Genomic DNA, 26,950 nt, shown 5'->3' on the forward strand with positions numbered 1-26,950 from the left:
CCCTTTGGGAGAGCTCCGTCTCCGCGCCGCTGCAAGCGGACGGAACGGTGAGAGGGTTCTATTTTAGTGCTTCCACTGGCGCGGGAGCAGCTCTTCCACAAAGCCCTCCGGGGTAAAGGGCAGCAGGTCGTCGATGCCCTCGCCCACGCCGATGAAGCGCACCGGCAGGCCCAGACGCTGCTTGACCGCTACCACGCAGCCGCCCTTGGCGGTGCCGTCCAGCTTGGTCAGGATGATGCCGGTAGCATCTGCAGCCTTGCAGAATTCCTTGGCCTGACTGATGGCGTTCTGGCCGGTGATGGCATCCAGCACCAGCAGCGTTTCAAGGCTGGCTTCCGGGCTGGCCTTCTTGACGCTGCGGCTGATCTTGGAAAGCTCTGCCATCAGGTTTGCCTTGTTGTGCAGACGGCCTGCGGTGTCGGCAATGACCATGTCATAACCACGTGCGGTGGCAGACTTTACGGTGTCGAAAATGACAGCCGCCGGGTCTGCGCCCTCGCCTGCGCTCACAATGGGCACACCGGCGCGGTCAGCCCAGATCTCCAGCTGTTCGCTGGCTGCAGCACGGAAGGTATCGCCTGCGGCCAGCATCACCTTTTTGCCCTCGCGGGTGTAGTGATCGGCCAGCTTTGCAATGCTGGTGGTCTTGCCCACGCCGTTCACGCCAATGACCAGAATGACGGCCGGCTTGCCGGAAAGATCCATCTCGGCATCCGGTGTCATTTCCTCGGCAATGATGTCGCGCAGGGCATCCGCCGCCTCTTCGCCGGTCTTCAGGCCCTTTTCGTGCACACGGTCGCGCAGCTTATCCACCAGACGCACGGCCACCTCGCCGCCCACATCTGCAAGGATGAGCTGCTCTTCCAGATCATCGTACATATCATCGTCGATGACGCTGCCGGTGAGGGTGTTGAGGATATTGCCCCAGAAACCGGTGCGGGTCTTTTCCAGACCCGTTTTCATTTTTTCCTGTTCTTTTTCTTTGTTTTTCTTGCCAAATCCGAAGAACCCCATGGTGTCCTCCTATCTTTTTCTTTAATATATATCAGGAAACCAGCGTTGCGTCAACCTGTTCCAGATCAAGCTTGAGCAGCTTGGACACGCCGTCCTCCTGCATGGTAACGCCGTAAAGCACATTCGCGGCTTCCATTGTGCCGCGGCGGTGGGTGATGACGATGAACTGGGTCTTGTCGCTCACCCGGCGTAAGTACTGGGCAAAACGCACCACATTGGCATCGTCCAGAGCGGCTTCGATCTCGTCCAGAATACAGAACGGGGCCGGGTTGACCGCCAGAATGGCAAAGTAGATGCTGATGGCCACCAGCGCCTGCTCGCCGCCGGAAAGCGCTTCCAGATTTTTGATCACCTTGCCCGGCGGTGCCACCCGGATGCCGATGCCGCAGGACAGCACATCGCTTTCATCCTCCAGCACAAGGCTGGCTTCGCCGCCGCCGAACAGCTCGGTAAATACGCGGCCAAAGTTTTCGTTGATGGCGCGGAAGCTGTCGGAGAAGATCTCCCGCATCTGTGCCGAAAGCTTGGAGATCATGCGGGTCAGCTCATTGCGGCTTTCTTCCACATCGGTCACCTGATGCATCAGGGCATCGTAGCGGGCCTTGACCTCCTTGTATTCCTCGATGGCGCTCACATTCACGCTGCCAAGGGCGCGAATTTTGCCGCGCAGGTCGGCCACCTGTGCGCGCAGGGCCGTCAGGCTTTCAAACTCCACGCAAAGGTTCTCTGCCTGACTGACCGAGAGCTGATATTCATCCCACAGCTTTGCCACGGTCTGGTCGTACTCGGTCTCGGCAGCGGCCTTGCGCTCTGCAAGGCGGGCCATCTCGCGCCCCATTTCCTCGCGGCTGTCGGAGGATGTACGCGCCCGGCTCAGTGCCGCTGTTTCAGCCTGCTGGCGTTCCAGCCGCTGTTCCGTGGCTTCCCGGATTGCCTTTTCTTTTTGGGCGATCTCGGTCTGGCTGTCGGACTTTGCCTGCCGGATGGCTGCAATTTCTGCCCGGCAGCTCTCGCTGCGCTGTGCCAGTGCCCCAAGGCTTTCTTCCAGCGTGGCGCGGCGGGCAGCGGCATCCTGTGCCCGCTGTTGCAGTGCCGCGATCTGGCTGTAGGCCAGTTCTGCATCCTTCTGGCGGGTCACCTGTTCCAGCCGCTTTGCGCTGAGCTTTTGGCTCAGTTCGGTCTGCTGGACCACAAAGTTGTCGTCACCTTCGGCAATTCGGTTCATCTCCGCCGTCAGCAGGTCGATCTTTGCCGTCAGCCGGGCCTGCAGGCTGGCAGCTTCCTCTGCTTTGCCACGGCTCTCTGTCATGGCCGCCTGCAAAGCGTCGATCTGCTGCTGGCCGTTGCTGCGAGCCGTTTCCAGCTGGGCGGCAGCAGCTTCCAGCCGCTTCTGCTCTGCCTCGGCACGCACTTTGTCGTTGGCGGCGGTGATTTGTTCACTGGCCGTGGCGGTCAGCTCTGCCTGAAGGGCATCTACCTGCTCTTTGCAGCGGTCGGTCTTTTCCTGTGCAGCAAGGCAGTCTTTTTGTAACTTGGCCGCTTTCACCCGCAGCTCTTCCATCTCCTGCTTGCGGGTGAACAGGCCTGCGCTGCGCTGGACGCTGCCGCCGGTAAAACTGCCGCCTGCATTGATCACCTGACCATCCATGGTCACGATCTTGCTGCGAAAGCCGTTGTCCCGCGCCACGCGAGAAGCTTCGTTGATGTCGTCCACCACGATGATGCGGCCCAGCAGGTTCGATACGATGTTGTCATACCGGCGGTCGGCCTGCACCAGACTGGAGGCAAGCCGTGCCGTACCGGAGAGTCGGCCACGGAACACGCCGGGCTGGACGGTATCCAGCGGCAGGAAGGTGGCGCGGCCTGCATTGTCATTGCGCAGCAGGGCAATGGCCGCTTTGGCAGCGGCTTCGTTCTCTACCACGATGTTCTGCAGCGCACCGCCCAGAGCCGTTTCCACAGCCACTTCACAGCCCGGCTCCACCTTTAAGATGGCGGACACCGGCCCGATGATGCCCCGCAGGCGGCGTGCACCGGCAGCACGCATGACGGCCTTGACCGAGTTTTGGTAGCCGTCCATGTTCTTTTCCAGTTCCCGCAGCACGGAAAGGCGCTGGCGGGCCGCATCCAGCTCACGGCCAAGGCACTGCTCTGCTGCGTCGGCATCGTCCAGCGCAGCCTTGCGGCCTTTCAGCTTAAGTTCCACGCCGGAACGGACATTTGCCAGCTGCTTCTCGTTTTCTTCCAGCATCCGGCGATACTTGATGGTGTCGTCCAGATCCTGCTTTGCTTCGTCCCGCTGGGCGGTGCTTTCCTGCACACTCTGCTCAAGGGCAGGCAGGCGCTGGCGGGCTGTTTCCCCGGCAGCTTCGGCAGCGGCCTGCGCCACCTGCGCTTCGGTGCGCCGGGCTGTCAGGCCGGCAAGTTCTGCTTTCAGGGTATCCTTGCGGGCACCGCTGGCACTGCTGGCATCGGTCAAACGTGCGATCTCCGCGTTCAGCGCCTCGATCTCTGCCGCCAGCTTTTCGCCCTCCGCTTCCATGGTCTTTGCCACGGCACGGTGGCGCTGCAAGGCGGCCTGTGCCTCGGTGCTGTCCTGTTCCCCGGCGCTGATCTCTTCCTGCAGGGATGCGGCGCTCTCCTCGTTGCGGAGGATGTCGTTTTCCAGCACAGCGATACGGCTTTCCGACCCGCTGATCTGCTCGGTGATGCTGCGGATATCCCCATTCAGGCGCTCAACAGCAACCGTCAGCTGCTGTGCCTGCATCCGGATCTCCTCAGCCTCCTGCTCGGCGGCTTTCGTCTCCCGGTCAAAGCGCTCGTAGTCGGCCTGCGCTGTCTCGTAGTCCCGCACCTGCTGGCGCACGGCTTCGCGCGCGCGGTGCACACCGTCGGTCCACAGGGTCACTTCCAGCGTTTTGCGCTGTGCGGCCAGCTCGAGGAACTTTTCTGCCTTGGCGCTCTCTTTTTCCAGCGGGCCTACCCGGCTTTCCAGCTCACCAAGGATGTCCCGCAGGCGTTCAAGGTTTTCGCCCGCCGCAGCAAGGCGGCGTTCTGCCTCGGTCTTGCGGTAGCGGTACTTGGCAATGCCGCAGGCTTCCTCAAAGATCTCGCGGCGCTCACTGCTTTTTGCGGCCACGATCTCCGCAATGCGGCCCTGCCCGATCACCGAGTAGCCGTCGCGGCCAATGCCGGTATCCAGCAAAAGTTCGTACACATCCTTCAACCGGCACACCTGCCCGTTGATGGTATACTCGCTGTCGCCGGAGCGGTAATATTTGCGGCCAATGGTCACTTCGTCCGCATCCACATCAAAGGTATGGTCTGCGTTATCCAGCGTCAGCCGCACCTGCGCAAAGCCCATGGCTCCGCGCCGCCGGGTGCCGCCGAAGATCACGTCCTCCATCTTGCCTGCCGCGCGCAGCTGGCGGGAGCTGGTCTCGCCCAGCACCCAGCGCACTGCGTCCGAAAGGTTCGACTTGCCGGAGCCGTTGGGACCTACCACGCCAGTAACGCCTGCGTCGAACCGAATTTTGACTTTATCGGGAAAGCTCTTGAAGCCCTGGATCTCCAGTTCCTTGAATACCATTTACTTTTCCTTTATCACGCCCAGCAGCTTGAGCGCTTCTTTTGCGGCGCACTGCTCAGCGGCCTTTTTGCTGCGGCCTTCGCCACGGGCCACGCGGTCAGAGTTGAACCGCACCGCCACCACGAAATGCTTGTCGTGATCCGGGCCGGACTCGCTTTCTACTACGTAGCTCAACCGCTCTTCCGGGTTCTGCTGCACGATCTCCTGCAGGCGGGTCTTGTAGTCGGCCTCGGCGTGCTTGCCCTCGGTGATAAAGGGCAGGATGAAGCTGCGGGCCACATCCATGCCGCCATCCAGATACAAAGCCGCGATCAGCGCTTCAAACGCATCGGACACAACGCTGGGGCGGGTGCGTCCGCCGCAGCGCTCCTCGCCGCGGCCAAGGCGCAGGTACTCGCCCAGATCGATCTCCTGCGCGAACTGGAACAGTGCACCCTCGCTGACAAGGCTGGCGCGGATGCGGGTCAAATCGCCCTCCGGCCGGTCGGCATAGGCGTGGAACAGATAGTCTGCCGAGACGATCTGCAGCACGCTGTCGCCCAGAAATTCCAGCCGCTCGTTGTGCTTGACCGGGGTGCGGCTCTCGTTGGCATAGCTGGTATGGGTGAGCGCGATCTCCAGCAGCTCCGGGTTTTTGAACTTATAACCAATAATTGTTTCCAACTGATGGCTCATGGTCGTTTTTACTCCCTTTTATTCCTCAGTTTTCTGTGCCGCAGCCAGCTCGTCCAGCGCAGACTGCATGGTGCCGCACAGATCGTTCTCCACGCAGATCTTTGCCTGACGGATGGCGTTCTTGATGCCCTTGGCCTTGGAAGAGCCGTGGGCCTTGATGACCGGCTGCTTGGCCCCCAGGAAGGGTGCGCCGCCGTACTCCTCGCTGTCCATCTGGTGCTTCAGGTCTGCCACGCTGCCCTTGAGCAGCAGATAGGCCAGCTTGCCGCCGAGGTTTGCGAGGAACATTTGTTTCAGCATGCCCAGCAGCATTTTTGCCACGCCCTCGGTCAGCTTGAGGATCACATTGCCGGTAAAGCCGTCGCACACCACCACATCCACTTCGCCACCCGGCACATCGCGGGGCTCGATGTTGCCCACAAAGCGGATGCCGGGGGTGGTCTTGAGCAGCTGGTGGGCTTCCTTGAGCATGGGGGTGCCCTTGCTCTCCTCCGCACCGTTGTTGGCCAGCGCCACGCTGGGGCTGCGGCGGCCCTCCACCTTATTCACATAGCAGCTGCCCATGACAGCGAACGCCGCCAGCATCTCAGGGCGGCACTCCACATTGGCACCGCAGTCCAGCAGCAGATAAGCCTGCTTTTTGGCGGGCACCATGGTAGCCAGAGCCGGGCGCTTGATGCCCTTGAGGGTGCGCACGATCAGGCTTGCGCCCACATGCAGCGCACCGGTGCTGCCGGCGGAAACAAAGGCATCACCCTTGCCGTCTTTCAGCATGTTCAAGCCCACCACGATGGAGGAATCCTTCTTCTGGCGGATGGCGCGAGCAGGCTCATCGCACATATCGATGACCTCGGTGCAGTTCACCAGCTCAATGCCATCCAGCGGGATGCTGTTCTCCTGTGCGGTCCTGCGCACCAGCGCTTCGTCGCCCACACCGACGACGGTGATGCCGTACTCTTTCACGGCCTGTGCGACACCCTCCAGCACAGCCAGAGGGGCGTTGTCGCCGCCCATCATATCCACGATAATCTTCATAGCTTTTCTCCCTTCTTAAAGAGAAGTTTCATCCAGCCAGTGCTGGAAGCTGGCAACAGCGCGCTGAGCCTGTGCCATGTAACGCAGGCGCTTGTCCCGCGGGCGGCTCTCCTCCGGCAGCGGAGGAAGGATGCCCATATTCGCGCCCATGGGCTGGAAGTTCTTGTTCTCGGTGGTCAGGTACTGCACCAGCGCACCGCACATAGTATCCACAGGCGGGGCGGGCAGTTCTTTGCCTTCCAGCCGGGCATACAGGCTGCGGGCCGCCAGCAGGCCGCAGGCAGCGCTTTCCATATAGCCCTCAAAGCCGGTGATCTGGCCCGCAAAGAACACATTGGGGTGTTCTTTCAGGCACAGCTGGGCGCTGAGCACCCGGGGCGCATCGAGGAAGGTGTTGCGGTGCATGACACCGTACCGCACAAACTCGGCATTTTCCAGCCCGGGGATCATGCTGAACACCCGCTTCTGTTCGCCCCACTTGAGGTTTGTCTGGAAGCCCACGATGTTATACAGGGTGCGCTCCTTGTTCTCGGCGCGCAGCTGTACATTGGCCCACGGACGGTGGCCGGTGTTGGGATTCACAAGGCCCACCGGGCGCAGGGGACCGAAGCGCATGGTGTCGGCACCCCGGGCGGCCATGATCTCGATGGGCATACAGCCCTCGTAGACCGTGACGGTGTCGGCCTTTTTGCCGTGGGCATCCGGGTCGGGCTGAGCAGACTGCTCGGCCCCGGTGTCAAAGTCGTGCAGCGGGGCACGCTCTGCCGAAGCGAGAGCTGCGTGGAAATTCTCGTACTCTTCCTTGTTGAAAGGGCAGTTCAGGTAGTCGGCCTCGCCCCGGTCATAGCGGGAGGCGGCAAACACCTTGTTGTAGTCCAGACTTTCGGCGGTGACGATGGGGGCCACAGCATCGTAGAAGTGCAGCCGCTCGTCCCCAGTCAAGGCCCCGATCTCATCGGCCAGTGCGCCGTCGGTCAGGGGCCGGTGGCCACCAGAATGGGGGCAGATGCATCGATGTGCTCCACCTGCTCCCGGTGGACGGTGATATTTTCACAGCTTTCCACCATGCGGGTCACTTCGGCGCTGAATGCATCGCGGTCCACCGCCAGCGCACCGCCAGCGGCCACGCGGGCCGTCTCGGCGGCATTCAGCAGCTGGCTGCCCATCCGGCGCATTTCTTCCTTCAGCAGGCCGGAAGCAGAGTCCAGCCGCTCAGCTTTCAGGCTGTTGGAGCAGATCAGCTCCGCAAAGCCTGCGCTTTTGTGTGCGGGCGAAAAATGCACGGGCTTCTGTTCGTACAGGTCTACCTGCACGCCCTTGCCAGCCAGCCAGAGGGCGGCTTCACAGCCCGCAAGACCAGCGCCCAGAATGGTTATTCTATAATCGCTCATATTACAGGTTTCCTTATTACGAACCCTCTCAGTCATTGCCTTGCGGCAATGCCAGCTCTCCCGAGAGGGAGAGCTTTTGACCGAAAGGGAAACTTTATCGTCTCAACTCAAAGCTCCCCCTTCGGGGGAGCTGGCGCGACAGCGCCTGAGAGGGTTATTTAATCCTTTTTCGGCACCGGCATCTCGTAGCCGCAGCCTTCCTTTGCGCAATACAGCTTGGAGCCTTTGCGGAACATGGTGCTGCCGCACTTGGGGCACTTGGTGGGCACCGGCATGTCCCATGTCATAAAGTCGCAGTCCGGGTAGCGCTCGCAGCCATAATAGATGCGGCCCTTGGAGCTTTTGCGCTCCAGCATACGGCCCTTGCCGCACTTGGGGCAGATGCCGCCGGTATCCTTGACCAGCCGCTTTGTGCCCCGGCACTCCGGGAAGCCGCTGCAGGCCAAAAACTTGCCGTACTTGCCCACCTTGATGACCATGGGCCGGCCGCACAGGTCGCACACCTCACTGGAAGGCTCGTCCGGCACCTTGACCTTCTTGCCTTCCATGTTCTTTTCGGCCTGCTCGAGGCTTGCCGCAAAGCCCTGATAGAAGTCATCCACCGTCTTGTGCCAGTCGGCCTTGCCGCTCTCGATCTTATCCAGATTCTTCTCCATCTGGGCGGAGAAGTCCACATCCACGATGTGGGGGAACTGCTCCAGCATCAGGCCATCCACCGCCCGGCCCAGCAGGGTGGGCTTGAGCTTTTTCTGGTCGCGCTCCACATAGCCGCGGTCGATGATGGTGGTGATAATGGGTGCGTAGGTGGAAGGACGACCGATGCCGTTTTCTTCCAGTGCCTTGATGAGAGTCGCTTCGGTGTAGCGGGCGGGCGGCTGGGTGAACTTCTGCTCGCTCTTCAGGTCGCGCAGCTTCAGCACCTGACCCTGCTCCAGCGGAGGCAGGGCGGTCTCCTTCTTTTCCTTTTCGTCGGTGGCTTCCTCGTACAGGACGGTGAAGCCGTCAAAGGTAACGGTATAGCCGCTGGCCTTGAAACGGTAGTTCGCCGCGCTGACCGTGACAGACACGGTGTCCTGCTGGCAGTCTGCCATCTGGCTGGCCATGAAGCGGCTCCAAATCATGCGGTAGAGCTTTGCGGTGTCGCCGCTGATGCTCTTGTCCACCTCGTCCGGTGTCAGGGACGGCACCGAGGGACGGATGGCCTCGTGGGCATCCTGTGCGGCAGTGGCGCTCTTGGTCTTCCATGTGCGCTTGTAGGGGCAGATATAGGCTTCACCGTAAGCCCCTGCGATATATTCCTTTGCGGCGGCAACGGCTTCATCCGAGATGCGCAGGCTGTCGGTACGCATGTAGGTGATCAGACCCATGGTGCCGTGGCCCGCAATGTCCACGCCTTCGTACAGGGTCTGGGCAGCGCGCATGGTGCGGGTGGCCGTAAAGCCCAAGCGGCGGGATGCCTCCTGCTGCAGGGTACTGGTGATAAAAGCCGGAGTGGGCTGCTTTGCCCGCTTGCCCTTTTTCAGCTCTGCCACCACGTACTCGGCCCCTTCCAGACCCTTTTCTATGGCGCGGGCCTCGGCTTCGCTTTTGGGCAGCAGCTTTTTGCCGCTGGCATCGGTGGCCAGCCGGGCGGTAAAACTCTTGTGGCCTGCGCCGAGGGTGGCATCCACGTTCCAGTATTCGTCGGGCTTGAAGCTCTCGATCTCCTTTTCGCGGTCATCGATCAGGCGCACGGCCACGCTCTGCACGCGGCCTGCGGAAAGGCCCCGGCGCACCTTGCGCCAGAGGAACGGGCTGAGCTTGTAGCCCACCAGACGGTCCAGCACACGGCGGGCCTGCTGTGCGTTGAACAGATCTTCGTCGATGGCGCGGGGATGGGCCATGCCCTCCTTCACGCCCTTTTTGGTGATCTCGTCAAAGGTCACACGGTTCGGCTCGTGGGGGTCCAGCCCCAGAATGTTTGCCAGATGCCAGCTGATGGCTTCGCCCTCACGGTCCGGGTCGGTTGCCAGCAGCACGCCGTCTGCGTGTTTGGCCTTGCTCTTCAATTCCTTGATGAGCTTTTCCTTGCCTTTGATGCTGATGTACTGTGGGGCATAGCCGTGCTCCACATCGATGCCCAGCTGGGAAGCGGGCAGGTCACGGATATGGCCCATGCTTGCGGTGACCTCGTAATCATCGCCCAGATACTTGCCAATGGTTTTCGCCTTAGCAGGCGACTCCACGATAACCAGTTTCGCCATTCGAGTTTACTCCCATTTCAAATTTTCTTTCTTCTCTATCAGGAACGCACCGTGCAACTGCACAGTACGGGATTCTCTATTTTTATATCATACCACAGCTGTTGTGTGCTGCGCCAGCAGAAATTATACTATTTTATCACATACCGCTTGCCCGGCATGCACAGCACCCGGCCGGAAAGCTCCAGCTTCATCAGGGTGCCCAGCAGCACCGCTGTGGGCAGGCCGCTGCGCACGCAAAGCTCCTCAATGCCAAGGGGCTGCGGCCCGATGCAGGAAAGCACCTTCCGCTCGTTCTCGCTCAGAGGCTCCGGCTGCTTTGCCGTCACCGCCGCTGCGCTCTGCCGGCGCAGGCCCAGCGGGCCAAGCAGGTCAGCAGCAGAACACACGGCACGCGCTCTGCCGTCCCGCAAAAGGCCGTTTGTGCCTGCGGAATTGGGCGAGTAGATGCTGCCCGGCACCGCGAACACCGGCTTGCCATAGCGTTCGGCGTGAGACACAGTGGACATGGTGCCGCTTTTTTCCTGCGCTTCCACCACCAGCAATGCAGAGCTGAGCGCCGCAATGAGCCGGTTGCGCTGCAAAAATCCATTTGGGCCAACGCCCTCACTGCGGGGCGGGTACTCACTGATCACGCAGCCCTTCTGCTCGATCTTGTGCCGCAGCACCACATTGGCCGCAGGATAGGTGCGGTCGATGGGCACGCCCATCACAGCAATGGTAGGGCAGTTGTTTTTGACAGCAGCGCGGTGCCCGGCGCTGTCCAGCCCGTCCGCAAGGCCGCTGACGATCAAAGCGCCGCTTTGGGCCAGTTCCCCGCCAATGTCCGCCGCTGCATTCAGACCGTATTCGGTAGGCTTGCGGCTGCCCACGATGCCCACCGCGCCCGGCTCGTTGAGCCAGAGCGGATCGCCGGTGCAGTAGAGCACCAGCGGCATATCCGGGATGCGGGAAAACGCCAGCGGATAGTCCGGATCGTCAAACGGCAGGATGCGCACACCCAGATCATCGCACCGCATCACCAGCGGGTGGTACTGTTCCGGGGCCAGCTGCTGCGCCCGCAGAGCTGCTGCCTCTCCCGCTGCAAGACGAAATTCTGCCGTATCGCGAGCCTCCCATGCTTCCTGTGCACCGCCAAAGGCATCCAGCACACGGCCCGCGTGAACGCTGGCCGGGCCAAGCACATGGGCCAGCCACAGCCAGCACAGCAGCGGATCCGGGGCAGGCTCCGGCGGGAAAAGACTGGTCTGCCCTGCAAGGCCGCTCATAGGCTTTCCTCCCGGAAATGCCACAGCAGGATGCTGCCCGCAATGCCGGCGTTCAGGCTTTCCACCCGGTCGGTCATGGGGATGCGCACCGTGCTGCTGCAGGCAGCAATGGTCTCATCGGTCAGGCCCTGACCCTCGCTGCCAATGACGACGCAGACGCCGCCGGGATAGCTGGCCTGCGCCGCGCTCAGCGGCTGAGACTTGTACAGCGCGGCAGCAAGGCAGGTGATACCCTTTGCGCGCAGCTGGGTGATGGCATCGGGCATGGCACCGGCTTCGATCACCGGGATACGTACTGCCGCACCCATGGAAGCGCGCAGGGTCTTGGGGGCATACACACTGGCACAGCCGTCGCTCAGGATCACACCGTCAAAGCCAAAGGCCGCAGCAGAGCGCAGCAGGGTGCCCACATTGCCGGGGTCCTGCACCCGTTCCAGCGCCAGATACCGCCCGCCGGCCTTCACTTCGTCCAGTGTGTGCACCGGGGTGCGGAACACGCCGAACACCCCTGATGGGTGCCCACATCGGCCAGCTTATCGGCCACATGGTCTTCCACAAGGTAGTGTTCACCGGGCAGCCCGGCAAGCTCCGGGCACTTTGCCATAGCGCTCTCCGTATAAAATAAGGTCTCCAGCTGCGCACCGCGGGCAAGCTCCGGGCAGAGCTTGCGGCCCTCGGCCAGAAAGCGGCCCTCGCTGCGGCGGAATGCCGCGCTGGAAGAAAGGCGGCAGGCGTATTTGATCTTTGCGTTTTCCCGGCTGGTGATTTTTTCGTCCATCGTGTGTATTCAACCTTTCGCTGTACTGTCGTTCAAAAAGTAGTCTGCCGTCTTGTTCAAAAAATGCAAAAAGGGCAGCGTCTGCCACAAAGCGTTCCTGCGGCAGGGCGCTGCCCTGAAAAACATGTTCCCCTGCCGTAAGAACCCCGGATACAAAACGGACGCCCGCGTATACGCGCGGGCGTCACGATTCAAGTTCCTAATCAGGCGTTCTTGACGGTCTCGACCAGAGCTGCAAAGCTCTTGGGATCGTTAATAGCCATCTCAGACAGCATCTTGCGGTTCAGCTCGATGCCAGCCTTCTTCAGACCAGCCATGAAGGTGGAGTAGTTCATGCCCAGAGGACGAACTGCGTTGTTGATGCGGCAGATCCACAGGTTGCGGAACTGACGCTTCTTCATGCGGCGGCCAGCCAGAGCGTAGTTGCCGCTCTTCATGACCTGCTGCTTGGCCATCTTAAAGTGCTTGCTCTTGCAGCCGTAGAAGCCCTTGGCCAGCTTCAGCATCTTCTTACGACGTTTGTGAGTCATGGTTGCGCCCTTGATACGTGCCATTTTTTATATCTCCTTTAGTTGTCTCAATAGAATGTGTTTGCCTGCGGCTCGCTCTTAGGCGTAGGGCAGCATGCTCTTGATGGTAGCTGCGTTGGTCTTATCAACGTAGCTGGGCTGACGGTAGCCACGGGTCAGCTTAGTGGTCTTCTTGGTCAGGATGTGGCTGCGGAATGCGTGGCCGCGCTTGATCTTGCCGTTCTTGGTCAGCTTAAAGCGCTTCTTAGCGCCGGAGTGCGTCTTCAGTTTCATCTTAGCCATTTTAGTTTCCTCCTAAAATTAGTCCTTATTGGGTTTCGGGATCAGCAGAATGGACATCGTGCGGCCCTCGAGCACCGGCGGCTTATCGGTGGATGCCTGAGGCAGAGCCTCGGCAAAACGTTTCAGCACGTCTGCGCCCAGAGCACTGTGCGCCATTTCACGGCCGCGGAAGCGGATCGAAACCTTAACCTTGTGGCCAGCTGCCAGGAACTTGGCAGTCTGGTTCAGCTTGGTATTGAAGTCGTTGGTGTCAATGTTGAGCGAAAGGCGGGTCTCTTTAACTTCGACCACCTTCTGGTTCTTCTTGGCTTCCTTCTCCTTCTTCTGCTGTTCAAAACGGTACTTGCCGTAATCCAGCACCTTGCACACAGGCGGAACAGCCTGCGGTGCGATCTTGACCAGATCCAGACCAGCATCTTCAGCAGCGCGCATGGCCACCTGAATGGACACAACGCCCTTCTGCTCGCCGTCTGCACCGATCAGACGGACCTCACGGTCACGGATCTGACCGTTGATCTCCAGTTCCTTCGACTTTCCAGCGGTAGCGATAATGAATGCACCTCCAAACAAAATCCATTTTGTTGCAATATTTGGCATAGAAAACGCGGCCGCCCATTTTCAGGACAGCCGCGCAAAAATTCACTCAAAGCCACAGTCCACTCATAATGAACTGCCTTCAGGTATAGCCCGGGGGATCTTTCCCTCGCAAGGCGAGCGCGGCACAGGCCGTAGCTGCTTTCTTTACCCGGCTATTTTACCACAGGCAGAAAACGCTGTCAAGCACTTTTTATGCGTTTTGCGGGAAAAATATGACTTTTGAACCCTCTCAGGCGCTGACGCGCCAGCTCCCCCGAATGGGGGAGCTTTTACCGAGAAGGCAAACTTTCCGGTTATTGCACAAAGCTCGCCCTTCGGGAGAGCTGGCAGCGCCGCAGGCGATGCCTGAGAGGGTTTTCCTTATGCTTCGATCAGCCTCCCCAGCTCCAGCGAGTAGATGCCCTTATACGTTACCTTCTTCGGTGCAAAGCGCTTATCGATGGCAAGGGCATAGAGGTTCAGCTGCGGGCGGTAGGCGCTCAGGAAGTCCGCTTCGGTCTTGCGGCGGTCGGTCTTGTAATCCAGCAGTTCCAGATGATCCGGGAACACCAGCACAAGGTCTGCAATGCCCTGCACCAGCACCTGCTCATCCTGCACGGCGGCGGCTTCCTGCGCGGAAGCTCCCTGTGCCGTCAGCACGGCCGACGCGGGCAGCGCCGTGATGAAGGCCAGCTCCCGCAGCACCTTTTCGGATGCGCAGATCTTTGCAAAGGCCTCGCCTTCCACAAAGCGGCGAATCCGGCTCACATCCAGCTTTTCCGCGATCTCCGGGGCCACAAGCTGCCTGTCCACCTGCCGCTGACGCTCGGTCAGAATGGCTTCCTCCAGCGTGCCCGCCGCTTTGGCAGCAGCAAGGGAGGCAAAGTCCGCATGTTCCAGAAAAGCGTGCAGAGCCGTGCCCATCTCGGCGGCGGTCAGTCCGTCCTTGGAGAGAAAGGCAGGGCGTTCCAGCGTGGTCTGCTCGGCCTTGTGCACGATGCTGGTCACGCTGACCTTGGCGGGCACCGCAGCCAGTTTTGCCGCCGGATACCGCCATGCAAAGCCCTCCTGCAGCTGAGCCACCAATGCCGGGTCTGCCGGGACAGGCTCTGCCGCTTCCGGTTCCTGTTCCGGTGTTTCCGGCTCCGGCTGAGCTTCCTGCACCGTGACCATGATCTCGCTTTCCGTAAACACAAAGGGCAGTTCCAGATCTCCTGCCAGCCGCCGCAGCGGCCCGCCGAAGGGATGCACCAGCAGCGCTGCACGCAGCCAGTCGGCAAAGCTGCCCGCCTGCTGGTTCAGCGTTTCTCCCGCGCCCGCAGCAAGGAATGCTGCCGCCTTGGCAAAGGGATTGCCGGTCTTGGTCATGCCCAGCGGCACCGTGAGGATCAGCTTATCCTGTGCACGGGTGAGCGCCACATATAAAAGGCGCATCTGCTCGCTGCGCGTTTCCTGCGCATGGACGCTGGCAAGGGCTGCGTAGGCTGCAGTCTTGTACATGCTCTCGCCCTGTTCCGGGCGCAGGCGCAGGCCCGCGCCGTATTCCCGGTGCAGCAGCACCGGCTGGTAAGTGTCGCTCAGGTTGAAGTGCCGGGCCGTGTCGCCCACGAACACCACCGGGAACTGCAGGCCTTTAGAGCGGTGGATGGTCATAATGGTCACACAGCCAGGCCGCGCACCGCCGGGCACAGTGTCCTGCCCGGTAGAACCGGCCTGCGCCGCCGCGTCGATGGCACGCACCAGCGCCGAGATGCCGTTTGCACCGGTCTGTGCGCAGAAAGCCGCAAAGCGCCGGGCATCTTCCCGGCGGTGCGCACCGTTTTCCAGTACGCCCAGCGCAGCAAGATAGCCGGTGGAGACAAAGATCTCTTCCAGCAGCTGTTCTGCCGGGGCACTGCGGGCCATGCGCCGCAGTGCGGTGAGTCGGTCATAAAAGTCTTTCACCTTTTGGGTGAACGGAGTTTCATCACCATTCTGCACCACCTGCAGCACTGCGCCGTACAGACTCATGCGGGAAGCCCTTTTGCCCGTTTCCTTCGCGCCCTGTTCCTCCTGCGCCTTTTTCTGCATTGCGGCGCTCTGGGCACGCAGGCGTACAAGGTCGTCGTCCGTAAAGCCGAACATCGGCCCCAGCATGGCGGCGGCAAGGTAGATATCCTGCGCCGGGTTGTCGATGACCTTCAAAAGCGAGATCAGCGGCCGGATGTGCGCTGCTTCCATCAGGTTTTCGCGCGCATCCGCATACACCGGGATGCCCCGGGCCGTGAGCGCTTCCTCATAAGCGAGGAAGTCGCCGCGCGCCGCCAGCAGGATGCAGCAATCCTCGTACTGCACCGGGCGGGTGGAGCTGCCGTCCCGCACTGGTTCGCCGTTTTTCACCAGTTCTTCAACGCGCTGGGCGATCCACGCCGCGTCGGTCTCAGCGGTGTCGTCGGGCAGGAAGTGCGCTTCCACGCTGCCGGCGTATTCGCCGGGTGCACCGCACACCAGCCGCTGGCCGTCACCATAAGCCGTATCGCCCAGCTGGGGGTCATGAGCTGTTCAAAGATAAAGTTGATGCCTGCCACCACCTGCGGGGCGGAGCGGAAGTTCGCATCCAGCGCCAGCAGAGCGTTTCCGCCTGCCGTACCCTCCTCCGGGCGGGGGCGGGCAGTGCCGCTGGGCAACGGTGCCCATGCGTTCAGCTTAGCCCGGAAGATGCTTGGGTCGGCCTGACGGAAGCGGTAGATGCTCTGCTTCAGGTCGCCCACAAGGAACAGGTCATCCCCCGCCGGGGAAGCAAGGCAGCGGTAAATGGCATCCTGCAAAGCGTTCGTGTCCTGATATTCGTCCACCATCACGGCGGCATAGCTGTGCCGGATGCTCTGGCACAGCGGGGTGCACACGCCATCCGGTGTGCGCAGCAGCCGCAGGGCCTGATGCTCAAAATCGCTGAATTCTAGCAGCTTGCGCTCCTTTTTCTTTGCCGAGAAGCGGGCATCAAAATCCCGCACGGCGGCAAACATCGCCCGCAGCCGGGGCAGGGCCGCTCTGCGGTCCGCTTCGGCTTCCTCCTCGCTGCAGGAGACAAGCTCCGTAATGTGCTCAAACAGCTTGGCGGCTTCGTCTGCGCGGGTCCTGACCGCCGCCTTATGATCGCCGGTCAGCCGTTTTTTCATGCCCTTGAAGCCGGGCATCTCCTCCATGCCCAGCACATAGGGTGTCAGCTTATCGTACAGCGGTGTCCACTGCCCTGCCGCAGCCAGCCGTTCCACCTCGCCCAGCAGGGCGGCGGCGCTTTCCAGCCGGGAGAGCGGCTCTGCAAATTTATCGTTGACACCGGCCACGGCCTTTGCCTTGGAAGCAGCGGTCTTGCCTTTTTCCTCGGCCTGTACCTGTGCAAGGACAAAATCTTCCTTACAGTCTGCCAGCGCTGCCGTCAGCAGTTCCCGCGCGGCCTTTGCGCAGCGGGCCGCTTCCGCCAGCAGCAGGTCATGCCAGCAGGTAAAAGCAAAGCCGTTTTCCCGCTGCCATGGTGTCAGATATTCGTCCAGCCTGCGGTCGTAGTCCGGCAGAGCGCGCAGAAAATCGTACACATGCAGGATGGTATTGCCTGCGGCCTGATCGGTGCGGCCCTTTCCGTAAAGGTCTGCAAAGGCACAGAAGTCCGGGTCGCGGTAGGCATTTTCCAGCGTTTCGGCCAGCGCCGAAGCCCGCAGCACCTCCACGCTGCCTGGGTCTGCCGGGGCAAAATCCGGCGGGATGTCCAGTGCCTGAAAGTGCTTGTGCAGCAGGTCCAGACAGAACGCGTCAATGGTGCAGATGGGTGCGCGCTGCAAAAGCATCCGCTGGCGGCGCAGGCTCGTGTTGTGGGGCTGCTGCTGGCTGAGCCGCAGCAGTGCCTGCCCGATGCGTGCCCGCAGCTCTGCCGCCGCCGCATTGGTAAAGGTGACGATGAGCAGTTTGTCCGCATCCACCGGGTGGTCCGGATCGGTGATGAGCCGCACGGCGCGTTCGGTCAGCACGGCCGTTTTGCCGCTGCCCGCCGCTGCGCTCACCAGCAGCGCACCACCCCGGTCCTCAATAGCAGCGCGCTGGGCCGGGGTCCATTTGGGTTCACTCATGCCTGCTCACCCTCCTTCTCGTTCTCGGTCTCTTCCGGCTCAAAGGGTTTGGCCGGGGCTTCCAGTGCCCGCTCGCCGATGCCGGTCTCGTGGCAGCAGATAAAGCTGTAGTCGCACCAGACACAGGGGTTCCTGCCTGCGCCTGCCACCAGCGGTTCTGCAGCGATCTGCCCATCGTAAAGCTGCTGGCCCATCTGGGTGACAAGATCATCCAGATGCAGCTGGATGCGGTTGAGCTTTGCAATATCGGCACGCTTATCCTTCTGGCTGGGGCTGGGTACACCGTTGCGGTAGCCAAAGGGCAGGTAGCGGCCCGTCTCATCCGCATCCATGGCATCGAACACCTTCTGCTCGTCCCTCACAAGGCCGTCCAGCTCGTACTGCACGTCCTGCTGTGCCTGCTGGCGGTTGGTGGTCTTGGGGGCCGGGTCTGCCAGCAGATACAGAACACCTGCGGGTTCCGCGCCGGTAAAGCGCCCGCTCTTACCCCGCGTCAGGCTGAACAGATACAAAAGCATCTGGCAGTCCAGCCCGCAGTATACCTCTTTCAGGTTCAGTTTTTTGGTGCCGGTCTTATAGTCCACCACCCGCACCCAGCGGGTGCCGTCTTCCTCCACCCACTCGTCGGCACGATCCACCGTGCCCACCAGCTGCACCGTGCGCCCATCCGAGAGATGATACACCTGCCCGGGCACGGCGTCCTCCCCGGAGCCGATGCGCAGCTCACAGGCTGCCGGGTGGAAGCAGGACTGCTTCTGTTCGTCCCGCAGGTAGCACAAAAGGCTTGTCATGCTTTTTTTGAGCCGTGAGAGCAGATAGGCGAACCGGGCCGTATCCTCCGGCAGATAACGCTTTGCATATTCGTCCACCAGCAGGCTGGCAAGCTCTGCCATGGCTTCGTCGTCCAGCTCCAGAAATGGGGCCAGCCCGGCGCAGGGATTATCCGCATCCGGGTGCGGGTCCAGCGCCATCTGCAGCACCCAGTGCATCAGGGTGCCGCTCTGGTCGGCAGAAAGCTCGGCCCGTCTGCGGGGCTTCAGGCCCAGCACATACTGCAAAAAATAGCCGTAACGGCAGGTATAGTATTTTTCCAGCTGGCTGGGCGAGATGCGCAGCCGCTGCCCCAGCAGGCCGCTCAGCGCGGACAGGTCGTTCACCTGCCGGGGCGGGTCCTCCTCCATGCGGCGCAGCAGCGCAAGGCCCCGGGGTGCATCCGTCTGCGGCAGACGCAGCGCCTCAGTCAGGCTGGCGCGTTCCGTGTCGGTCAGCGGCCAGCCGCCCAGCGTATCCAGTGCATCGGCGGGGGTGGCTGCAAGGTCGGGAAGCGCCAGTTCCGGTGCCGCCGGGTGCAGGGCCTCCACGATGGGTTCCAGCGCTGCGCACAGGGTCTTGCCCTGCCCCTTGGGCCAGCTGAGCCACAACCCCTTTGCCGGTGCGGTGAGGGCTTTGTAAACGCACACCTGCTCGCGCACCACGCGGTTCTCAAAGCAGTCCGGCAGATCGATCTGCTTTGCCATCAGAACATCTCGGTCGGCGTGGGTCAGAAGGCCCGTCTCGGACGGTGCACAGGGAAATTCGCCCTCCGCAAGGCCCAGCACGAACACATAGTCCGGCGCGTCCAGACGCATTTTGCCCGCGCTTGCCAGCACCACAGCATCCAGCGTCTGCGGGATGTGCCCAAGGTCCGAAGAGCGCAGCAGCAGGCTGAACAGGTCCTCATATTCTGCAAAGGTCACACCCTGCCCGCCCAGCAGGTGGGCCATCTCGTTGAGCAGCTGCATCACCACGTTCCACTCGCGGGCCGCTTCCTCTGCCGCCGGGATGCCCCGGGCAGTGCGGACGGCTTCCACCAGCGCTGCCTGCTGCTCTTCTGCACCCAGCTTTTTCAGGCAGAAATACAGTTCCCGGCTGATCTGTTCGGCGCTGCCGCCCCGCACCTTGCTGCGCAGTTCGTCCACGGCTGTTACCAGCAGCTGGCGGGCAGTCTCGGCATCCTCCAGCGTTTTTGCATCCTCATCGGACAGTTCATTTTCGCCGAAGCCCTTGGGGCTTTTCTCAAATTTTGTGCGCCATGCCGCCGCATTGGGTGACCAGGTATAGGCATAGTTTTCCAGCGCGCAGACCTGCGGCTCGGTCAGAGCGCACAGGCCGGTCTTGGCAAGAATGGTCAGGTTTTCGGTCATATCCGCACCGCGCAGCAGTGCCAGCAGTGCACGCACTGCCGTAGCCGGGGCGCTGAACTCCGGGGTGGTGGGTTCATCGCAGTAAAGCGGGATATCTGCCATGCGGAACTCGTACCGGATGGCCGCACGGTAATCCGGGATATTGCGGCAGACCACGGCCATTTTGCCGCAGCGCACGCCCTGCCGCATCAGGCGGCGGATGGCCGCAGCGGTGCAGCGGGCTTCCTCTTCTCGGCTGGCAGCGGCAAACAGCCGCACCTCCGGCGCAGCGGGCGGCACCTCACAGGTGCCAGTCTCCAAAAGCTCTGTCACAGCCGCAAGGCCGGGCGCATCCTTATGGCGCAGGTCGCGGCGCAGCAGCTCCGGCACTGCCGCATCAGCACCGTTTTTGCGGGCCAGCTGCCGCAGCTGTGCGGCCACCTGCTTTGCGCCGGAAAAAAGCCCCATATCCCCCGGCACCATGGGCGCACCGTCGTCGCACAGGGCCACCGTGACGGCGGGCAGCGCCGCCAGCATCGCGCCCATCAGCCGCTTTTTGGGGGCGTTGAAGGTATCAAACTCGTCAATGAACACTTCCCGCTCCCGCAGAAAGTCCGGCAGTTCGCCCCGGGCAAGAGCGGCTTCCAGCCGGTCAGCCGCCAGCTCCAGCCGGTCGGCGGGGTCCATGCCGGTGCCCGCCAGCAGCGTTTCGTATCCCTGAAAAATCAGTGCCAGCTCGCTCAGCTTGCCGCTTTCCGGCCCGCAGTCCGGCGCAAGCTCTGCCAGCTGTGCGCCGGAAAGGCCGGCACTTTTCAGCTCGTCGATAGTCTGGGCCGCCATCTGGCAGAAGGCCGCACTGCGGCGGTGGCGGTAGTAGTAGTGCACATGATCCTGCAGCTCTTCCAGCGCGCGGCGCACCAGCACGGCCCGGCCCGCGTCCGAAAGGGCCTGCACCGCCGCGCCGCCCTCGGCAGAGAGGATGCGCTCGGCCAGACTGGTAAAGGAAAAGCTTTCCACCATGCCGGAAAGAGCATCGCCCAGCTCCCGGTAGATGCGGCCCTCCGTGCTGGAAGTGAACTGTTCCGGCACCAGAAGGATGCTGCGCCGGCCCTGTTCGGCCCGGGCCTTGATGCGGGAATAGAGCAGGGTGGTCTTGCCGCTGCCGGAGCCGCCTAAAACCAGTTTGAGCATGGGGCACTTCCTCCTTGAAAAACGATCTGTGTTTATTGTAACACGAAAATCCTCTCAAAAAAAGTGTGATTCTCTACCTTTTAGCCTGCAGCTGTGGTACACTTGGACCGACAAACTTTTCCACACAAGAGAGGAAGCCTGTATGAAAATTTTAGCTGTTGACTACGGCGACAGCCGCACCGGCCTTGCCACCTGTGACCGCACCGAGTTCCTTACAACGGCCATCACCCCGCAGATCACCCTGAAAGCCCGCAACAAGGTGGCGGCACGGGTGTGCGAAGTGGCCAAGGAGATCGGAGCCGAGCTGATTGTGATCGGCCTGCCGCTGAACATGGATGGTACCGAGGGCGAACGCGCCATCAAGAGCCGCAAGCTGGCAAAGACGGTCGAGATCTGGAGCGGCCTGCCGGTGCGCATGTGGGACGAGCGCCAGACCACCTGCGCCGCCGCCGACATTCTGGACGAAAGCGGCACCTTTGGCACAAAGCGCAAGGAAATTCTGGACTCTGTGAGCGCCACGGTCATTCTGGATGACTATCTGGCGTGGCGGAAGGAACATCCGGGGGAGATCTGATTCAACTCCTTCCGTCATCGCTGGCGCAATGCCACTGCTCCCCTTTTTGTCACTTGCGTGACATCTTCCCCCGGCCGGGGGAAGTCTTTCTCATTGAGGGAGGCTCTGGCGAAAAGGAAAACTTTGCCGCACTGCCAAGGGCTCCCTCTTTGAGGGAGCTGTCGCCGCAGGCGACTGAAGGAGTTATAAAAAGGCACCCGCAGTTTTGAACGCTGCGGGTGCCTTTTGGTTCACTGATAGGTCTCGATGCTCACGCTGTTGATGGTGATGTCCTCACGGGGCTTCTGGTTTTCGTCCACGGCGGTCTGGCCGATGGCATCCACCACGTCCATGCCCTCGTACACCTGCCCCAGCACGGTATCGGTGTAGTCAAGATAAGGCGCGCCGCCTGCCGTCTGGTAGGCAGAAACGACCTCCGCGCGGTAGCCCGCGCTGTTCATCTGGTCCACAAGCTCCTGCGTCACCGACTGGTCTCCCGGCAGGGTCTGCACCACGTAAAAGACGCTGGCACACTCGCCGGAAGCATCCGTGCCCATGCACAGGGCACCGGAATAATGGTGCAGGCTGTCGGTGGTCTCAGCCGGGTAGCGGCTGCCGTTCCAGATGGTACTGCCCCTGCCGTCGGCCCCCTGTCCGGCCTCCACCACAAAGCCGCTCTCCACACGGGAGACTGTCAGGCCGTTGTAGTAGCCTGCCTGCACAAGGCCTGCAAAGTTATCATAGGCCTGCGGGGCCTTATCCGGGAAAAGCACCGCCTTGAACACGCCTGCCGAGGTATCGAACACCGCAATGGTGTCCCCCGCCGCAGGGTGGGCAAACTGCAGCTCTGCCGATTCCACTGCCGGGCGGTCGATCTTCTGGACTGTACTGCCGCCGCTGCCTTTGCCAAAGTGCAGAAAGCTCCCGGCACTGCAGCCCGTCAGCGCCAGCGCCGCTGCCAGCACAAACGCCGCCCATCTTTTTTTATGCATCATTTCCGCCCACGCTCCATACTCTATAGTAACCTGCACGGCACACCGTGCACAGAAGATTCAGAGGATAGTATATCATATTCTGCCGCAGAGTGCGAGAGCAAATGCGTGAAAATTTGCTGCACAATTTCTGTGCGAAAAAGCATCTTGACGAGCAGGCGAAAAAACGCTACACTATATGCAGGCCAAGCGGGCGGCGCACAAACAGCCCGTTTTATGACACGATACAGGAGACAATATCTATGTCTGACGAAATCAAGAACCCTAATACCGAAGAAGATCAGCCCGACCTGATGACCCTGGAGGATGAGGACGGCAACGAGATCACATTTGAGGTGATCGATGCGCTGGACCACAAGGGTGTGCATTATCTGGCTGCTGTGGAATACGCCGAGACCGAAGAGGAAGCTGAGAATGCTCAGCTGGTCATTCTGAGCGTTGGCGAGGATGACGAAGGCGAATATCTGGATGTCGTGGACGACGACGAACTGCTGCTGGAGCTGGGCAAGCTGTTTGAAGAGCGCCTGAGCGACGAGTACGACATCGAAGAATAATTCCAGACAAATTACCCGGCAAAACTTCCTGCCCGGCTCGATTTGTTGCGGTTTATATGATCCTACTAATCATTCAACGGGAGCTTGGAGTTCCCCGGTGGATTGCAGACCTCCCCGTCATGGGGCGACCATGAAGGCTCGATGAGGAAGCGCGAACCCGGAGACAGGGCACCCACCTGTCCGTAAGGGTAGGTTTGATTGACCGCAGACGACCGGGCGGGATCTTTTTATAGCAATCCATCCACCTCTGTCCTCTGCACTTTCTGCAGAGATGCAGTGTGTGGATTTTTTATTATCTTGAAAGGATGTGCATTGCGGCATGAAGTCAGAACATCTGGTGGGCACCTCCATCCCCCGCTTTACCTTTGATACCCCCACCACACCGGGCAATGATTTTTACAAGCTGTGCGAAGGGGAGCACCCTCTGGTCATGATCTTCCTGCCTGCCTTTGACCACCCTGTCACGCGGGAATATCTGACCCGCTACCTGCAGACCCTGCCCAGACTGCGCGGCGTGCGGCTGGCCTGCGTGGTGCGTTCCTCGCCCCGCATGGTGGCAAAGGCCACACAGGGGGCCGAGTTTCCCTTCACCCTCATCTGCGACGCGCCGGGGGTGCTGTACGGCTACCTTGGCGTAGAACAGGCCCGCGGCATCCTGAGCTGGAGCTTTGCGGCCCAGCGCATCTACAAAGCGGCCAAAGAGCAGGGCTACCGCTACAACAGCAATGCTCCGCAGCAGCTGCCGCTGACGCTGGTGGTGGGCCACATGGGTAAGATCCTGTTTACCCACTCCGGCCGCAGCCAGACCGACCTGCCGGAGGACTGCGCCGCCATCCGCGAGATCACCCGCGAGGTGGTGCGCACCATGGCCGAGGACCAGCGGCGTGCACACCCCCACTGCTCCGACGAAACGCTCACCCTGCCGGATCTGGTAGGCTGGGATGATCTTGACGGAAGCAGTAATTGAGTCAACAAGCAAAAGCACCTGCAATTGACCCTCTCAGGCGCTGACGCGCCAGCTCTCCCGAAGGGAGAGCTTTTTTACTTCTGGAGGACAGGCACAATAAAGCTCCCCCTTTCGGGGGAGCTGGCAATGCCGTAGGCATTGACTGAGAGGGTCATTCATCCGTTTCGTCCGAAAACAGCCCCGGGATGCCGCACAGGGCTGCAATGCCCACCAGCGTGAACACGATGCGCGACCAGATGGATGCACTGCCGCCCAGCAGCCAGCCCACAAAATCGAATTGGAACAGCCCCACAAGGCCCCAGTTGATGCCGCCCACGATCATTAAGATCAGACAGATTTTATAAAAGGTCTGCACAAAAAAGACCTCCTTCCTTTGCGGGCAGTATGCCCCGTAGGAAGGAGGTCTATGCATTTTTATCGGCTCACCCGTGCGCCGCCGCGGTCAGGCTGCGCCACGTACACCTGCTTCCAGCGCCGCTTTGCGGCCTGTGCAGCAGCCCGTGCGGCCCCTTCGTCCCGGAATACGCCGAACACCGCCGCACCGCTGCCGGTCATCAGGGCGGTGACAGCGCCATGCTCCCGCAGCAGGGCCTTGATGGCCCCGGTATCCTTTGCTCCGCTGCACTCTTCCAGCGCATTGCCGGCGGCGGCACAAAGGGCATCCAGATCTCCGGCACGGATAGCGGCTTCCTGCGCTCCGCAGTCCGGGTGGATGCTGCTGCCCACCCGGTCATAGGCCGCAAAGGCCTCCGGGGTGGAAACGCCGTAGTCCGGCATCACCACCGTGAACCAGCACTCCGGCACCGGCGGCAGCGCCTTGAGAAAATCGCCCACACCCTGCACCCGGCAGGTGCCGCCCATCAGGGCAAAGGGCACATCCGCACCGATCTTTGCGCCCAGCGCGCACAGCTCACTCATGGAAAGGTGCGCACCGTACAGCTCGTTCATGCCCACCAGAACAGCGGCAGCATCGGCACTGCCGCCCGCCATGCCCGCCCGCACCGGGGTATTTTTATAGATTGTGATGTCCACTCCCGCCAGAAGGCCGGTGTAGTCAAAAAAGGCCAGCGCTGCCTTGATGGCAGTGTTTTTGTTATTGGGGGCCACCAGACTGCCCGGCAGACGCAGGTTCAGGTAGGGGCTGCGGCGCAGCACCACCCGCTCGTACAGGGTAATGGCCTGCATGGTCATGTCCAGATCATGGTAGCCGCCCGGCAGAAGGCCCACCACATCCAGCGCCAGATTGAGCTTTGCGGGGGCCAGAATGGTCACGCAGTTCAGCCTTGCCATTTGTTCCTCCTCAGATGCCGTGATAGATGCCGTTTTCCTGCAGGAATTCCCGGATGCGCCGGAGCGCTTCCTTCAGATGCTCCACGCTGTAGGCATAGGAAATGCGGGCGTAGCCTTCACCGGAAGCGCCAAAGGCGTCGCCGGGGATGATGGCCACATGCTTCTGTTCCAGCAGCTTCGTGCAGAAATCCTGACTGCTCATGCCCGTGCTCTTGATGCAGGGGAAGGCGTAGAACGCACCGCGCGGCTCAAAGCAGGTCAGGCCCATATCGTTAAAGGACTTCACCACAAGGCGGCGGCGCATATTGTACTCGTCGCGCATGCGGTCGATCTCGCCATCGCACTCCTTCAGGGCGGTGATGGCGGCGTACTGGCTGGTGGTGGGGGCACTCATGATAGCACTCTGGTGGATCTTGGTCATGATCCGGATGATGGGTGCCGGGCCGCAGGCATAGCCCAGACGCCAACCGGTCATGGCGTAAGTCTTGGAGAAGCCGTTCACCACGATGGTGCGCTCGGCCATGCCGGGCAGGGTGGCAATGGAAACATGAGGCCGCAGGCCATAGTTCAGCTCTGCATAAATTTCGTCGGAGAGCACCATGATGTTGGTACCGCGCAGCACCTCAGCTACAGCTTCCAGATCCTCGCGCTCCATCACCGCACCGGTGGGGTTGTTGGGGAACGGCATGATGAGCAGCTTTGTCTTGGGGGTGATGGCTGCTTTCAGCGCATCGGCACGCAGGCGGAACTCGTCCTCCTGACGGCAAGCCACATGCACCGGCACACCGCCGGACAGGGTGGTGATGGGCTCGTAGCACACAAAGCAGGGCTCCGGGATGATGACCTCGTCCCCGGGCTGCACCAGCGTGCGGATGCACATATCAATGGCTTCGCTGCCGCCCACCGTGATGAGCACCTCGTGCAGCGGGTCGTAGTGCAGGCCCATGCGGCGCTCCAGATACTTTGCCACCTCGGCGCGCAGCTCCTTCAGGCCTGCGTTGGAGGTGTAGCGGGTGCGGCCATGCTCCAGACTCTCAATGCCGGCTTCGCGCACAGCCCATGGCGTTTTAAAGTCCGGCTCGCCCACGCCCAGACTGATGCACTCGGGCATTTCGGCAGCCAGATCGAAAAATTTGCGGATGCCGGAGGGGCGCATGGCCTCAGCGGCAGGCGCGATCAGTTTATCGTAGTCCATCACAGCACCGTGCACTCTCTTTCATCGATTTCTTCGTCCTGATACAGGCGGCCCTCCTTTTATAGGTGCGCAGCACAAAATGGGTGGCGGTGGACAGCACATCGTCCAGCGGAGAAAGGCGCTTTGCCACGAACAGGGCGATCTCCTGGAAGGTCTGGCCCTTGATCACCAGCTGCAGGTCGTAGCCGCCGCTCATCAGCAGCACGCTCTCCACCTCGTCAAAGGCGGCAATGGTGGCTGCGATCTCGTCAAAGCCGCGGCTCTTCTTGGGGCTGACGTTCAGCTCGATGACGGCCTCCACACGGTTGACCCCGGCCTTTTCCCAGTCCACGAGGGTCTTGTAGCCCTTGATGATGCCCTGCGCCCGGGCCAGATCGATCATGGCCGCCACCTCGGCGGGGGATTTATTCAGCATCGTGGCGATATCCTCAATGGGCAGCCGCGCGTTGTCTTCCAGGATCTTCAAAAGCTGTTCCATAGTATTTTGCTCCTTCTCAGCCCGTAATCGGGAAATAAATTATCTATAAGTATAGCACAAGCTGTAAAAGATTGCACCCAATTTTTG

General features: G+C 61.2%; 21 protein-coding genes, 1 other RNA gene and 2 pseudogenes. 4 read left to right on the top strand and 20 right to left on the bottom strand.

Annotated features, from left to right (window positions below):
• Window positions 1-63: 63 nt before the first annotated feature.
• From ftsY to PXT33_RS10500, 15 genes and pseudogenes are all read right to left on the bottom strand, one after another.
• Window positions 64-1,014, bottom strand: a complete 951-nt coding sequence (ftsY, locus tag PXT33_RS10430) for a signal recognition particle-docking protein FtsY (protein ID WP_005944371.1) — start codon at window positions 1,012-1,014, stop codon at window positions 64-66.
• A gap of 31 nt (window positions 1,015-1,045) precedes the next feature.
• Entirely contained in the window at window positions 1,046-4,603 is a 3,558-nt protein-coding gene (smc, locus tag PXT33_RS10435; protein WP_332376489.1) for a chromosome segregation protein SMC, read from the bottom strand.
• Window positions 4,604-5,278 carry a ribonuclease III gene (rnc, locus tag PXT33_RS10440; RefSeq protein WP_005944374.1) on the bottom strand — a complete coding sequence of 225 codons (675 nt, stop codon included), beginning with the start codon at window positions 5,276-5,278 and terminating at the stop codon, window positions 4,604-4,606.
• An 18-nt stretch (window positions 5,279-5,296) separates the two neighbouring features.
• Entirely contained in the window at window positions 5,297-6,313 is a 1,017-nt protein-coding gene (gene plsX, locus PXT33_RS10445) for a phosphate acyltransferase PlsX (RefSeq protein ID WP_332376490.1), read from the bottom strand.
• A gap of 15 nt (window positions 6,314-6,328) precedes the next feature.
• Window positions 6,329-7,704, bottom strand: a pseudogene (trmFO, locus tag PXT33_RS10450) (methylenetetrahydrofolate--tRNA-(uracil(54)-C(5))-methyltransferase (FADH(2)-oxidizing) TrmFO).
• 158 nt (window positions 7,705-7,862) lie between these two features.
• Window positions 7,863-9,947, bottom strand: coding sequence for a type I DNA topoisomerase (gene topA, locus PXT33_RS10455; RefSeq protein WP_332376493.1), 2,085 nt, complete (start codon window positions 9,945-9,947; stop codon window positions 7,863-7,865).
• 128 nt (window positions 9,948-10,075) lie between these two features.
• Entirely contained in the window at window positions 10,076-11,212 is a 1,137-nt protein-coding gene (gene dprA / locus PXT33_RS10460; RefSeq protein WP_097775256.1) for a DNA-processing protein DprA, read from the bottom strand.
• Window positions 11,209-11,709, bottom strand: a complete 501-nt coding sequence (locus PXT33_RS10465) for an RNA methyltransferase (protein ID WP_347070314.1) — start codon at window positions 11,707-11,709, stop codon at window positions 11,209-11,211. The genes dprA and PXT33_RS10465 overlap by 4 nt, the downstream gene beginning before the upstream one ends.
• Entirely contained in the window at window positions 11,673-11,990 is a 318-nt protein-coding gene (locus PXT33_RS10470) for a hypothetical protein (RefSeq protein ID WP_347070315.1), read from the bottom strand. The genes PXT33_RS10465 and PXT33_RS10470 overlap by 37 nt, the downstream gene beginning before the upstream one ends.
• A gap of 203 nt (window positions 11,991-12,193) precedes the next feature.
• The gene (rplT, locus tag PXT33_RS10475; protein ID WP_005928218.1) at window positions 12,194-12,544 is read right to left on the bottom strand and encodes a 50S ribosomal protein L20; all 351 of its coding nucleotides are present in this window, start codon (window positions 12,542-12,544) and stop codon (window positions 12,194-12,196) included.
• Between the two features lie 54 nt (window positions 12,545-12,598).
• A complete protein-coding gene (rpmI, locus tag PXT33_RS10480; RefSeq protein WP_005928215.1) occupies window positions 12,599-12,802 on the bottom strand; it encodes a 50S ribosomal protein L35 in 204 nt (67 codons plus the stop codon).
• Window positions 12,803-12,820: 18 nt separating this feature from the next.
• Window positions 12,821-13,399: a translation initiation factor IF-3 gene (infC, locus tag PXT33_RS10485; protein ID WP_005944384.1), complete on the bottom strand. Its 579-nt coding sequence runs from the start codon at window positions 13,397-13,399 to the stop codon at window positions 12,821-12,823.
• Between the two features lie 360 nt (window positions 13,400-13,759).
• Window positions 13,760-15,865: a 3'-5' exonuclease gene (locus tag PXT33_RS10490; RefSeq protein WP_347070316.1), complete on the bottom strand. Its 2,106-nt coding sequence runs from the start codon at window positions 15,863-15,865 to the stop codon at window positions 13,760-13,762.
• The gene (locus tag PXT33_RS10495) at window positions 15,754-17,481 is read right to left on the bottom strand and encodes a UvrD-helicase domain-containing protein (RefSeq protein ID WP_347070317.1); all 1,728 of its coding nucleotides are present in this window, start codon (window positions 17,479-17,481) and stop codon (window positions 15,754-15,756) included. Before PXT33_RS10495 ends, PXT33_RS10490 begins: the two co-directional genes overlap by 112 nt.
• Window positions 17,478-20,834 carry a PD-(D/E)XK nuclease family protein gene (locus PXT33_RS10500; protein WP_332376496.1) on the bottom strand — a complete coding sequence of 1,119 codons (3,357 nt, stop codon included), beginning with the start codon at window positions 20,832-20,834 and terminating at the stop codon, window positions 17,478-17,480. The genes PXT33_RS10495 and PXT33_RS10500 overlap by 4 nt, the downstream gene beginning before the upstream one ends.
• A gap of 142 nt (window positions 20,835-20,976) precedes the next feature.
• Between PXT33_RS10500 and ruvX the strand changes: the two genes are divergently transcribed.
• A complete protein-coding gene (gene ruvX / locus PXT33_RS10505) occupies window positions 20,977-21,408 on the top strand; it encodes a Holliday junction resolvase RuvX (RefSeq protein WP_044954016.1) in 432 nt (143 codons plus the stop codon).
• 230 nt (window positions 21,409-21,638) lie between these two features.
• On the opposite strand, the gene PXT33_RS10510 is transcribed toward ruvX, so the two are convergent.
• Window positions 21,639-22,382 carry a peptidylprolyl isomerase gene (locus PXT33_RS10510; RefSeq protein ID WP_332376497.1) on the bottom strand — a complete coding sequence of 248 codons (744 nt, stop codon included), beginning with the start codon at window positions 22,380-22,382 and terminating at the stop codon, window positions 21,639-21,641.
• A gap of 239 nt (window positions 22,383-22,621) precedes the next feature.
• Between PXT33_RS10510 and PXT33_RS10515 the strand changes: the two genes are divergently transcribed.
• The 3 genes from PXT33_RS10515 (at window position 22,622) to PXT33_RS10525 (ending at window position 23,900) form a co-directional block, all read left to right on the top strand.
• Window positions 22,622-22,933 carry a DUF1292 domain-containing protein gene (locus PXT33_RS10515; protein WP_044954017.1) on the top strand — a complete coding sequence of 104 codons (312 nt, stop codon included), beginning with the start codon at window positions 22,622-22,624 and terminating at the stop codon, window positions 22,931-22,933.
• A gap of 22 nt (window positions 22,934-22,955) precedes the next feature.
• Window positions 22,956-23,160: non-coding RNA, 6S RNA (gene ssrS / locus PXT33_RS10520), on the top strand.
• Window positions 23,161-23,252: 92 nt separating this feature from the next.
• Entirely contained in the window at window positions 23,253-23,900 is a 648-nt protein-coding gene (locus PXT33_RS10525) for an AhpC/TSA family protein (RefSeq protein ID WP_044954019.1), read from the top strand.
• A gap of 151 nt (window positions 23,901-24,051) precedes the next feature.
• On the opposite strand, the gene PXT33_RS10530 is transcribed toward PXT33_RS10525, so the two are convergent.
• The 4 genes and pseudogenes from PXT33_RS10530 to PXT33_RS10545 all read right to left on the bottom strand — a co-directional run bounded on the left by PXT33_RS10530 (window position 24,052) and on the right by PXT33_RS10545 (window position 26,863).
• A complete protein-coding gene (locus PXT33_RS10530; protein WP_243111924.1) occupies window positions 24,052-24,255 on the bottom strand; it encodes a DUF378 domain-containing protein in 204 nt (67 codons plus the stop codon).
• Window positions 24,256-24,314: 59 nt separating this feature from the next.
• On the bottom strand, window positions 24,315-25,190 hold the full coding sequence (gene ispE / locus PXT33_RS10535; protein ID WP_154259295.1) for a 4-(cytidine 5'-diphospho)-2-C-methyl-D-erythritol kinase: 876 nt from the start codon (window positions 25,188-25,190) through the stop codon (window positions 24,315-24,317).
• A 10-nt stretch (window positions 25,191-25,200) separates the two neighbouring features.
• Window positions 25,201-26,385, bottom strand: coding sequence for a pyridoxal phosphate-dependent aminotransferase (locus PXT33_RS10540; protein WP_005944411.1), 1,185 nt, complete (start codon window positions 26,383-26,385; stop codon window positions 25,201-25,203).
• Window positions 26,385-26,863 (bottom strand): annotated as a pseudogene (locus PXT33_RS10545) (Lrp/AsnC family transcriptional regulator). The gene PXT33_RS10540 and the pseudogene PXT33_RS10545 overlap by 1 nt, the downstream one beginning before the upstream one ends.
• Window positions 26,864-26,950: the final 87 nt, after the last annotated feature.

Source organism: Faecalibacterium taiwanense (assembly GCF_036632915.2).
GTDB lineage: Bacteria > Bacillota > Clostridia > Oscillospirales > Ruminococcaceae > Faecalibacterium > Faecalibacterium taiwanense.

What these genes read in the sequence shown, in the direction of transcription:
- ftsY (WP_005944371.1), bottom strand. Translation starts at nt 1,014, where the DNA reads ATGGGGTTCTTCGGATTTGGCAAGAAAAACAAAGAAAAAGAACAGGAA.
- PXT33_RS10470 (WP_347070315.1), bottom strand. Translation starts at nt 11,990, where the DNA reads ATGGACGAAAAAATCACCAGCCGGGAAAACGCAAAGATCAAATACGCC.
- ruvX (WP_044954016.1), top strand. Translation starts at nt 20,977, where the DNA reads ATGAAAATTTTAGCTGTTGACTACGGCGACAGCCGCACCGGCCTTGCC.
- rnc (WP_005944374.1), bottom strand. Translation starts at nt 5,278, where the DNA reads ATGAGCCATCAGTTGGAAACAATTATTGGTTATAAGTTCAAAAACCCG.
- PXT33_RS10540 (WP_005944411.1), bottom strand. Translation starts at nt 26,385, where the DNA reads ATGGACTACGATAAACTGATCGCGCCTGCCGCTGAGGCCATGCGCCCC.
- rplT (WP_005928218.1), bottom strand. Translation starts at nt 12,544, where the DNA reads ATGGCACGTATCAAGGGCGCAACCATGACTCACAAACGTCGTAAGAAG.
- plsX (WP_332376490.1), bottom strand. Translation starts at nt 6,313, where the DNA reads ATGAAGATTATCGTGGATATGATGGGCGGCGACAACGCCCCTCTGGCT.
- PXT33_RS10495 (WP_347070317.1), bottom strand. Translation starts at nt 17,481, where the DNA reads ATGAGTGAACCCAAATGGACCCCGGCCCAGCGCGCTGCTATTGAGGAC.
- PXT33_RS10515 (WP_044954017.1), top strand. Translation starts at nt 22,622, where the DNA reads ATGTCTGACGAAATCAAGAACCCTAATACCGAAGAAGATCAGCCCGAC.
- dprA (WP_097775256.1), bottom strand. Translation starts at nt 11,212, where the DNA reads ATGAGCGGCCTTGCAGGGCAGACCAGTCTTTTCCCGCCGGAGCCTGCC.
- topA (WP_332376493.1), bottom strand. Translation starts at nt 9,947, where the DNA reads ATGGCGAAACTGGTTATCGTGGAGTCGCCTGCTAAGGCGAAAACCATT.
- smc (WP_332376489.1), bottom strand. Translation starts at nt 4,603, where the DNA reads ATGGTATTCAAGGAACTGGAGATCCAGGGCTTCAAGAGCTTTCCCGAT.
- PXT33_RS10510 (WP_332376497.1), bottom strand. Translation starts at nt 22,382, where the DNA reads ATGATGCATAAAAAAAGATGGGCGGCGTTTGTGCTGGCAGCGGCGCTG.
- ispE (WP_154259295.1), bottom strand. Translation starts at nt 25,190, where the DNA reads ATGGCAAGGCTGAACTGCGTGACCATTCTGGCCCCCGCAAAGCTCAAT.
- infC (WP_005944384.1), bottom strand. Translation starts at nt 13,399, where the DNA reads ATGCCAAATATTGCAACAAAATGGATTTTGTTTGGAGGTGCATTCATT.
- PXT33_RS10500 (WP_332376496.1), bottom strand. Translation starts at nt 20,834, where the DNA reads ATGCTCAAACTGGTTTTAGGCGGCTCCGGCAGCGGCAAGACCACCCTG.
- PXT33_RS10525 (WP_044954019.1), top strand. Translation starts at nt 23,253, where the DNA reads ATGAAGTCAGAACATCTGGTGGGCACCTCCATCCCCCGCTTTACCTTT.
- rpmI (WP_005928215.1), bottom strand. Translation starts at nt 12,802, where the DNA reads ATGGCTAAGATGAAACTGAAGACGCACTCCGGCGCTAAGAAGCGCTTT.